The organism is Chitinophaga sp. (assembly GCF_035761305.1).
In the GTDB taxonomy this organism is placed as follows: domain Bacteria; phylum Bacteroidota; class Bacteroidia; order Chitinophagales; family Chitinophagaceae; genus Chitinophaga.
The window spans coordinates 1-10,316 of sequence record NZ_DASTRI010000115.1; the positions used below are offsets into that span (position 1 = coordinate 1).

The following is a 10,316-nucleotide window of genomic DNA, read 5'->3' on the forward strand; positions in this document are numbered from 1 at the left end:
TCTGCCAGAACAAAGTCTTTTCAGCCATTGTGATAGTCAAAAGATGCCTGTCCTGAAATAATTATAGGGGTTTCCTGAAAGTCACCGGGCAAATCTTTACTAAAAGTAAATATCATATTTGAAGCTAAAAACAAAAAAGTCGCCATTACAGCGACTTTCAAAGTACCGCGTACGGGAATCGAACCCGTGATTCATCCGTGAAAGGGATGCGTCTTAACCCCTTGACCAACGCGGCAAATACAATTTGGGATTGCAAAGGTAATACCTCCTGGCATATTTCCAAAATAAATTTCCTTAACCCAAATTTATATTGATTAATAGCTGTATTGCTTGTAAATTCGCATCTCTATTTTTCAATTCAAATCAACAGTGTAAAATGGGAACGAATCTTAAAATCGGTATTAACGGCTTTGGCCGTATCGGCCGTTTGGTTTACCGCCAAATCTACAAAATGCCCGGTATTGATGTGGTAGCAATCAATGATCTTACCAGCCCCAAAGTGCTGGCGCATTTGCTGAAGTACGACTCCGCGCAGGGTAGGTTTGACGCAGAAGTTAAATCATCTGAAAATGCAATCACCGTTAATGGCGATGAAGTAAAAATATATGCACAGCGGGATCCTTCCCAGATTCCCTGGAAAGACCATGGTATTGATGTTGTGATCGAGTGCACCGGCTTCTTTACAGATAAAACAAAGGCCGAAGCGCACCTGGCTGCCGGCGCTAAAAGGGTAGTAATCTCTGCACCTGCTACCGGCGATCTGAAAACCATCGTATTCAACGTAAACCACGAAACACTGGACGGTAGCGAAACCGTTATCTCCTGCGCTTCCTGCACTACCAACTGCCTGGCCCCCATGGCTAAGGTAATGAACGATACTTTTGGTATTGTGGCCGGTCAGATGACCACCATTCACGCGTATACCAACGACCAGAACACTCTGGATGCTCCGCACCCCAAAGGTGATCTGCGCCGTGCCCGCGCTGCTGCCGCTAACATTGTACCCAACAGCACCGGCGCCGCCAAAGCTATTGGCCTGGTACTGCCTGAGCTGAAAGGTAAACTGGACGGTGGCGCTCAACGCGTACCAACCATCACCGGTTCCTTAACAGAATTAACAACCATCCTGTCTAAGAAAACATCCGTAGAAGAAGTGAACGCTGCTATGAAAGCTGCCGCCAACGAATCTTTCGGTTATAACGAAGACGAGATCGTAAGCACCGACATCGTAGGCATGCACTACGGCTCCCTGTTTGATGCCACACAAACCAAGATTGTTACTGTAGGCGATGCACAGCTGGTGAAAACAGTGTCCTGGTACGATAACGAAATGAGCTACGTATCTCAGCTGGTACGTACCGTTAAGTACTTTGCAGGTCTGATCAGCAAATAATAATCTTACCATAGTGAAAGGTGAAAAGTGAAGCGTGAAATCTGTATTCACCTTTCACTTTTCACCTTTCACATTTTTCTCCCCTCACGTTTTCAATGGATTTGTTATGAGTAAATTTTCCGGTTATAATTTCAAAGGCCATAAAGCCCTGGTGCGCGTGGATTTTAACGTGCCCCTGAACGATAAATACGAGATCACGGACGATACCCGTATGCGTGCAGCCGTGCCCACGATCAAAAAAATATTGAACGATGGCGGCGCCGTGATCCTGATGTCGCACCTGGGACGCCCCAAGGACGGCCCTACAGAAAAGTACTCCCTTAAACACCTGGTATACCACCTGGTAAGCCTGCTGAATGGCGCAACCGTTAAGTTTGCAGAAGACTGCATAGGTCCTAAAGCAACAGAAGCCGCCGCCAACCTGCAAATGGGTGAGGTGCTGCTGCTCGAAAACCTGCGCTTCCACAAGCAGGAAGAAAAAGGCGACGCCGCATTTGCACAGGAGCTTTCCAAACTGGGCGATGTGTACGTGAATGACGCCTTTGGCACCGCACACCGCGCACATGCTTCTACCGCTGTAATTGCACAGTACTATCCGGCGCCGGCCCGTATGTTTGGCCTGCTGATGGAAGCAGAGGTAAGCAACGCGGAAAAAGTGCTGCATAATGCAGAACGGCCTTTTACCGCCATCCTGGGCGGCGCCAAGGTAAGCGATAAGATACTGATCATCGAGAACCTGATGGAAAAAGCCAACAACATTATCATTGGCGGCGGTATGGCCTATACCTTCCTGAAGGCCCGCGGTAATGAAATCGGTAACTCCCTGGTGGAGAACGATAAGCTGGACCTGGCCACTGAGCTGGAGAAGAAGGCAAAGGCAAAAGGCGTAAACCTGCTGCTGCCCGTGGATTCTGTGGCAGCCGACAAATTTGCCGCAGATGCCAATACCCAGGTAGTATCTAACGACAATATTCCCGCCGGCTGGATGGGACTGGACATAGGCGAAAAGTCTATACAGCTGTTCAGCGAAGTAATAGGCCAGTCTAAAACCATCCTGTGGAACGGGCCTATGGGCGTATTTGAAATGGAAGCCTTCCAGAAAGGTACAAAAGCCGTGGCCAATGCAATTGTAAGCGCTACGGCAAAAGGCGCTTTCTCCCTGGTAGGCGGCGGCGACTCTGTAGCCGCAGTGAACCAGTTTGGCCTGGCCGACAAAGTAAGCTATGTGTCCACCGGCGGCGGCGCCATGCTGGAATACTTTGAAGGAAAGGAGCTGCCCGGTATTGCAGCTGTAAAGGCGTAAGCAGAAGAAGCTATTTATATAGACAGGGGTTGATCGGAAAGCATGTAAAATCATTATCTGAAATGTAAAGGTAAAACCGGGCTAACATGGCACTATAGCCGGTTTGGCGGCATTTAACTTTTACATTCAGTATTTGAAATTTTACATTTTACATGCTTTCCGGTTGGCCCCTGTTTTTGTTTGGGCGCAGCTGCATGAAACGCCCACCCTGTCCCAAACTTTATTTGTATTTTGGTAGACTATGAAAAAATTCTACCAACATCTTTATTTCTGGGTAGTAGTAGCCATTATATTGGGTATTATAGGCGGCCTGCTGTTTCCCGGTATAGCCGGTACTGGTAAGCTGATCAGCGATGTGTTTATTAACCTCATAAAAATGCTGATAGCGCCCATCATCTTTCTCACCATTGTGCTGGGCATTGCCCGTATGGGCGATATGAAAAAGGTAGGCCGTGTAGGCGGTAAGGCGCTGCTGTACTTTGAGATCGTAACCACCCTGGCCATCGTGATCGGGCTTATAGTGGCCAATAGCGTGAAACCGGGGCACGGCGTGGCTTTTACGCATGCAAACGTAGCCGCTGCCGCAAAATTTCAGAAAGAGGCGGCAGCAATGAACTGGGGAGAGTTTATCCTGCACATAGTGCCTTCCAATGTATTTGAGTCATTTGCCAAAGGCGATATTTTACAGGTGCTGGTATTCGCCATCCTGTTCGGCTATGGCATCAGCCGTATGAAAGATGCCGGCATTCCGCTGCTGCATACTTTCGACCGCATTGCACAGGTATTCTTCAACATCCTGAAGGTGGTGATGCTGCTGGCGCCCCTGGGCGCTTTTGGCGGCATGGCTTACACCATCGGTAATTTTGGCGCCGGCGCTTTAATTCCCCTCGTTAAGCTCATGCTGTGCGTATACCTTACCATGTTCCTGTTTATTTTCCTGGTGCTGGGCAGTATTGCGCGCTTTTACCGCTTTAGCCTGTGGCAGTACCTGAAATTTGTAAGGAACGAAATATTGCTGGTGCTGGGCACCTCTTCCTCAGAGTCGGCCCTGCCGGGCATGATGGAGCGGCTGGAGCAGCTGGGCTGCTCCCGTTCCGTAGTAGGGCTGGTAATACCCGCCGGTTATTCCTTTAACCTGGATGGCACCAGCATTTACCTGTCCATGTCTGTTATATTCCTGGCGCAGGTGTTCGGCATCCATCTTTCCCTGGGGCAGGAGCTTACTATCATTGGCATACTGGTGGTTACCTCCAAAGGCGCTGCCGGCGTAACCGGCAGCGGGTTTATTGTGCTGGCCTCCACGCTTACGGTTATTAAGGTAATACCGGTAGAAGGGCTGGCCATTCTCATCGGGGTGGATCGCTTTATGTCGGAAGCAAGGGCCATCACCAATCTTATAGGCAATGGCGTAGCTACTATTGTGGTAGCTAAAAGTGAAAAGGAGTTTGATGAAGCCCGTTACCGGGCCGCCATTAGCGGTAACAGTGCGCCCGTACTGTAGCTGTACCGAACATTTATACCTGCCAAGTAGCGCTGAAATCGTATCTTGCCGTAACGTTACGGACACAACAATTTGGATGCTATCCACGAAAGAAGATCTATATATCCTGCCGTTGGCAATAATGGAGCACCAGCCTGTATGCTGAAAGGAATATACAGATACATACCGCATAAATAATCCTGTAAATGACAAAGTGAGTGAACGTGTTTAAATGGTTGGAACATATCCCTGGCAATGCAATGCCGGCACGTATGGCATGGTATATTTCACTCTGTATGCTTATTACGGCTTTGCCGCTGCAGGCGCAGGAGCCGCACGCATCTTACAAATTTTCTCACCTGAACCTGGGCCGGGGACTGGCCAGCAATCACGTATCTGCCATTCTGCAGGACCGTAAAGGGTTTATCTGGATAGCCAGCACCGCCCTGCAACGTTACGATGGCAGTAACCTGGTGACAGTAGCCAACTTTGACCATGTACCCGGCACTATTTACTATGATGATATTTGCCTGTGTGAAGACCGTAAAGGCCGCATCTGGATGGGAGCGCCGGATAACATACAGTTCTATGACCCGGCCACCGGCAATACACAGCCGTTAAAGATAGATGTACCTGCCACTACGCGGGGCGGCATTCAATGCAGCCGCATTGTGGAAGATGCCGCAGGCGTAATATGGGTTACCACCGAACAGGGGCTGCTGCGTTTTGACGAGCGCCAGGGCATGTTTAAAAAAGCCAATGCAGTACCGGAAGCAGACCGCGTGCAAATGAGCAGCGCTATTGCAGAAGATCATGAAGGCGGACTGTGGATCAGCGGGGAGCATGGTATTTACCTGCTTGACCGGCAGCGCCGGCATTTATACAGCGCGGTAAATAACCCGCAGCACCTGCCTGTTTTAAATATAACCACCAGCGTACGCAAATTTTATATCGACTATCGCCGCCGTATATGGATAGCCGCCCGTGGGCAAAGCCTGTATTGCTATGATCCCGTAAGCCGCCGGCTGCAGTCTTACCGGGTAGGCGAGGTGTTTGATATTGTGGCAGACCTGGATCACAACATCTGGATAGCCACTGATCGCAATGGCATATACCGCTTTGATAATACCCAGGAGAAATTTTCTATAAACATCTGCGCAGAAAATGATGACGACCTGGGGCTGCACTACAACTTTGAAACCAACTGCTTTTTAACAGACCGTGAAGGCCATTTATGGATAGGTACGGACCTGGGTGTGAACATACTTAGCCTGCATAACCGCACCTTTCGTATGATGGACCACCGCACGGTGTTTAACGGCACCCCCCTGCGCCTGCCCCGCGCAGAGGTAACAGACCTGCTGCAAACCCGCAGCGGCGACGTGTTTGCAGGTTACTGGGGCAATGGCTTCAGCTGGTTTAATGCCCGGCTGGGACTCAAACAAAATTTCCTGCATGGCGTGGGAGATCCTGCATATAAGCTGCCGGAGCCCCGCAGCCTTGTATGGAGCTTTGCCGAAATGATGAACGGACATGTACTGGTAGGGCAGGAGAACGGTTTTTTATCAGAGTTTGATCCCCGGCAGGGGAAGTTTGTTGCCCATTACAGGCCGCGCGCTTTCCAGGACCAGCCGTTAATGAGCATATATGTAAAAAGTGATACCTCTGTGTGGATAGGGCTGTACAAAAAAGGGCTGGCTCACTGGAACCCGCATACGAAAACGGCGCAGGCTTACCCGCTGCTGCTGGCAGGCCTGCAACGGCAAACATCTGTTATGGATATAGTGCCGCAGAACGATTCCCTGCTATGGCTGGCAACCAGCACCGCCGGCTTGTTGCTGTTTAACCGTTATACCGGCCGGCAGGTAGCCAGGGAAAGCTTCAGGCACGGGCAGCTGACGGTAGACAATATTTCCGGCTTGTACCGGGCAGATGATACTACGCTTATTGCCGGTACCGACCATGGCCTGTGGGTGTTTAACAGCCTGCGGCATACAGCAAGGCCGCTGAAGGTAAACGGCCTGCTGTTTGATGAATGGGTGCTAAGCATGCGCAGCGATGGTAAGGACGGTGTTTGGCTTACTACGGAATATGGATTTTACCGGTTTAACTGCAGCACATTCAGCCTCGAAACTTTTGTACAGAACGATAATATTGTTGATAACAACCGTAAGGTGCGGCGCCGTATTTTACCCTTGCAGGACGGGCGTTTGCTGGTAGGCGCCTCTGACCATTTTGTAGCCTTTGACCCTGCGGTGCTGCAGGTAGCGCCGCCCCCGCCGGATGTAAGCATACTGGCCCTTAAAGCGCTCGACAGCAGTATACAGATAGAGGATGCTGTCAATAACCGGGAGCCGGTTATCCTCTCTCACCGGCAGAACTTTATTTCTATTGAGTTTAAGAGCCTGCAGTATCATCACGAAAAAATCCGGTACTATTACCAGCTGCAGGGGCTTGATGAGGATTGGGTAAATGCGCAGGGTTTGCTGATGGCCAAGTACACCAACCTTCCGCCCGGCAATTATACATTCAAAGTGCGCAGCGTAAACACCGCCGGTACCTTATCCAACAACATTACGGTGCTGCGCATTAATATTAAGCCCGCCTTCTGGCAAACGGCCTGGTTCCGCATACTTATACTGCTGCTGGCAGTAGCGCTTATTTACGTTTATTTCCGCGCCCGCATTTATTTTATAAAAAAAGAGGCAAGGCGCAGAACGCTGATGCAGCAACGCATGGCGCAGCTGGAAATGAAAGCGCTGCGCGCACAAATGAACCCGCACTTTATTTTCAACGCGCTTAACTCCATTCAAACATTTATGATGAAGAGCGAAACAGAGCAGGCGCTGGCCTACCTGAACCGCTTTGCGCGCCTTATACGCAGCGTGCTGGATCATTCACAGCTAAACACTATTCCTATATCCAAAGAGGTAAGCATGCTGGAGAATTATATTGAGCTGGAAAAGCTGCGCTTTGCAGACCAGTTTGATTATAAGATTACCATAGACCCGGCCATAGATGCGGATTTTACGGAAATACTCAGCATGATCATTCAGCCGTTTATAGAAAATGCCATCTGGCATGGGCTGCTGCATAAAAAAGATGAGCAGGGCAAGCTGCTGCTTACCTTTACTAAAATGCAGGACCGTATACTGTGTACAATAGAAGATAATGGTATCGGGCGGGAAAGATCGGCAGCGCTTAAGCAGCAAAGCGGCTATACCCATGCCTCCCGCGGTTTGCAGATTACCCGCGACCGGCTGTCGCTGTACAACAGCCGTTTTAATGTAGACGCCTCTTTTAATATTGAAGACCTGTATGATGCCGAAGGCCGGCCCTGCGGCACCCGGGTTAACTTGTGGTTTCCGCTGGTGGAAGACTGATTTAATTTACTCCACCCGTACCACATGCTTCAGCTTTCCGTCCCATCGCCAGGGGCTGTGCATTAGCCGTAACCCACCCAGCCAGCGGTGCTTCAGGGAAATATAATCTGTAAAGTTCTCTTCGTTGTTGAGCACTTCACGCCCCAGGTTGGTGATGGATAGCATTACATCCTGCTGTTCTATCATGCCGGCGCTGCGCATGCGCTGTATGTAAATATCCAGCTGAAAGTCGCCAAAGCCATAGATCTTCATATCTTCCCAGAACTGCGCATACAGGTCGTACCAGCGCAGGCTGCTCATAGAAAGCTTTCTCAGGAAATAGCTTTGAATGGCATTCAGCCCGTTCTCCACTGCGGGCAAGCGTTGCAGGTGTGCAACAAGCGCCGGGCCCAGGTAAGGCAGCCGCGGTGTGCTTTGTTTACTAATAGCCTCCAGCTCAGGCGGGTCGCCCTGGCAATAGGCTTGCCAGGCACGCGCGGCCAGCTGCAGATCTTCTTCCTGCAGGGTTACGCGCTCCTGCAACAGGGCAGGGAGGTGGTAGGGCATTAGCAGGCCCAGGCCCCTGAACTCCGGCACTTCGGAGTGGTTGTCAATAGATACCAGGCTTATTTTGGGAAGGCGTATTACCTGTGTGCGCAGGTAATGGAGTATAAACAGTAAATTGATCTGGCAAAAAAGGTCAAACTCAAACCACAGTACTATTTCATCATAGTCGCCGGCAGTTTTCAGCTTCTCCAGCTCTTTAACCACATTTGAAAAATAGGTTTGTTTGTCGATACCGTAATGGTATTCCAGGTGTTTGGAGCGGGTTTCAAAAAACGCCGCCATATCGTTGGTGCATTTTACTTTGCCTTCGCACATCATTTCCCGGCATACCACTACTTCTCCCGGGATACCGCTTTGCCGGAACAAGGTAAGGGTAGCATCGCCGTTAAGAACATGCATATAAGACATGGCTCTGATTTTTCAACATAAACCGGTTACCAGCTGCCGCTGGCGCCGCCGCCACCGCCTGAGCCGCCGCCAAACCCGCCAAAGCCGCCACCGCCTCCGGACGACCATCCACCGCCACCGCCGCTGCTCCAGCCGCCTCCTATGGGGAAGCCGCCTAAACCACCCCAGCCCCTGCGGCTGATGGTAGTATTACCGCCACGGCGGTTATTGATAATAGACAGGATAATGACGATAATAACAATGATCACAAAAATAGCGCCGCCTCCACCACTTTTCCTGGAGCGGGGAATGCCTTTGTATTCGCCCGCTGCCGCCTTTTCCAGCGCATCTACTGCTTCATCAAAGCCCTGGTAGTAATGCCCTTCGCGGAAGTTGGGCACTATGATCTGGTCTATAATACGGTTGGCAATGGCATCGGGTATGGCGCCTTCCAGCCCGTACCCTGTTTCAATACGTACTTTGCGGTCTTCAATAGCGGCCAGTATTACCAGGCCGTTATTCTTTTCTTTGCGTCCCACTCCCCAGTTGCGTAATATTTTCAACGCTACTTCGCTTACATCATAATCACCGGTGGTTTTAACCGTTACAATGGCTATTTGGGTGGAGGTGCTGTCGTCGTAAGCTACCAGCTTGCTTTCCAGCGCATCGGCCTCTTCACGCAGCAGCACGCCTGCCAGGTCGTTCACCAACCGCGGAGGGTTGGGCCTGGGCGGAATTTCCTGCGCCGTGGCGCGCAGGCCTGTAACCAGTAATATACTTAACCATAACCAGCAAAATAACCTCATAAATAGTATACGCTTCATCTTCCGAAAATAATATCGTCCGGCAGCTCATTTTCATCGCCGGCGGAGTAGGGGAAATGCGCCTGCAGCGTTTCGCCTATTTCGCGGATGCATTCCTCCATACCTTCCACCGTTCGTTGGTGGGAAAAATGGATCTTTAGCAGATGCGCTTCTTTTTGCCAGAAATGATCACCTACTTTTTCATGAATGCCTTTATCGCCCAGGATGGCAAACTGCCGGTCTTTCAGGGCCACATACAGCAGTACGCCGTTATGCTGCCGGGTTTTATCCATGCCCAGCATCAGGAAAACTTCCTGCGCACGGTCCATGGGATCCACATAGGCGCAGCGGCTTTCCACGAACAGCCTTATTTCGCCGCTGGTAAGCCTTTCCGCCGCGCGGATGGCCTGTACCAGCCGGTCTTTGTCAGCCTCCTGTAAAAGCTCTTTTTTGCCAAATGGGAATAAACGCATGTGATTCACGATTTACATAAAACGTTGCCCCTGCAGGTACCGGCCGGCAGCTGCTCTTTGATTGTAACGCAAAGAGTACCCGGTTCCCAAGGGAACCGGGATGGCAGCCAACCTGCTTAGAATTGTACTTTGGGCGCATTCTCGGACCCGGGCTGCGCCTGGAAATATCCTTTCTGCTGGAAACCGCTGATGCCCGCGATAATATTGTTCGGGAAAGTGCGTACAGAACTGTTATAGCTGTTCACGGCTTCATTAAAATCGTTGCGGGCAACGGTAATACGGTTTTCAGTACCCTCCAGCTGTGCCTGCAGGTCGCGGAAGTTCTGGTTCGCCTTCAGGTCGGGATAGCTTTCCGCTACTGCCAGCAGGCGGCCGAGTGCAGTGCTAAGCTGGCCTTGCGCCTGTTGAAACTGTTGTATCTTTTCAGGAGTAAGGTCATCAGGGTTTACTGTAATCTGCGTGGCTTTGGCGCGGGCCTCAATTACCTGGGTAAGCGTGGTTTGCTCAAAGTTGGCAGCGCCTTTTACAGTGCTTACCAGGTTGGGGAT

The 10,316-nt window shown here is 50.6% G+C and carries 8 protein-coding genes and 1 tRNA gene; 4 read left to right on the forward strand and 5 right to left on the reverse strand.

The window, feature by feature from the left end:
• Positions 1-163: 163 nt before the first annotated feature.
• Positions 164-235 (reverse strand) — tRNA-Glu (locus VFS25_RS09970).
• A gap of 141 nt (positions 236-376) precedes the next feature.
• Here VFS25_RS09970 and gap point away from each other — a divergent pair.
• The 4 genes from gap (at position 377) to VFS25_RS09990 (ending at position 7,559) form a co-directional block, all read left to right on the forward strand.
• A complete protein-coding gene (gap, locus tag VFS25_RS09975) occupies positions 377-1,393 on the forward strand; it encodes a type I glyceraldehyde-3-phosphate dehydrogenase (RefSeq protein ID WP_326461991.1) in 1,017 nt (338 codons plus the stop codon).
• Between the two features lie 106 nt (positions 1,394-1,499).
• Entirely contained in the window at positions 1,500-2,696 is a 1,197-nt protein-coding gene (locus VFS25_RS09980) for a phosphoglycerate kinase (RefSeq protein WP_326461992.1), read from the forward strand.
• Between the two features lie 241 nt (positions 2,697-2,937).
• Positions 2,938-4,197, forward strand: a complete 1,260-nt coding sequence (gene dctA / locus VFS25_RS09985) for a C4-dicarboxylate transporter DctA (protein ID WP_326461993.1) — start codon at positions 2,938-2,940, stop codon at positions 4,195-4,197.
• A 275-nt stretch (positions 4,198-4,472) separates the two neighbouring features.
• A complete protein-coding gene (locus tag VFS25_RS09990; protein ID WP_326461994.1) occupies positions 4,473-7,559 on the forward strand; it encodes a two-component regulator propeller domain-containing protein in 3,087 nt (1,028 codons plus the stop codon).
• A gap of 6 nt (positions 7,560-7,565) precedes the next feature.
• Here the strand turns inward: VFS25_RS09990 and VFS25_RS09995 are convergent, their stop codons facing one another.
• The 4 genes from VFS25_RS09995 to VFS25_RS10010 all read right to left on the reverse strand — a co-directional run.
• The gene (locus VFS25_RS09995) at positions 7,566-8,513 is read right to left on the reverse strand and encodes a hypothetical protein (protein WP_326461995.1); all 948 of its coding nucleotides are present in this window, start codon (positions 8,511-8,513) and stop codon (positions 7,566-7,568) included.
• A gap of 26 nt (positions 8,514-8,539) precedes the next feature.
• Positions 8,540-9,316, reverse strand: a complete 777-nt coding sequence (locus VFS25_RS10000; protein WP_326461996.1) for a TPM domain-containing protein — start codon at positions 9,314-9,316, stop codon at positions 8,540-8,542.
• The gene (locus VFS25_RS10005; protein ID WP_326461997.1) at positions 9,313-9,768 is read right to left on the reverse strand and encodes a TPM domain-containing protein; all 456 of its coding nucleotides are present in this window, start codon (positions 9,766-9,768) and stop codon (positions 9,313-9,315) included. The genes VFS25_RS10000 and VFS25_RS10005 overlap by 4 nt, the downstream gene beginning before the upstream one ends.
• Before the next feature lie 116 nt (positions 9,769-9,884).
• Positions 9,885-10,316 (reverse strand): LemA family protein (locus VFS25_RS10010; RefSeq protein ID WP_326461998.1); only part of this gene is annotated, 432 nt, incomplete at its 5' end.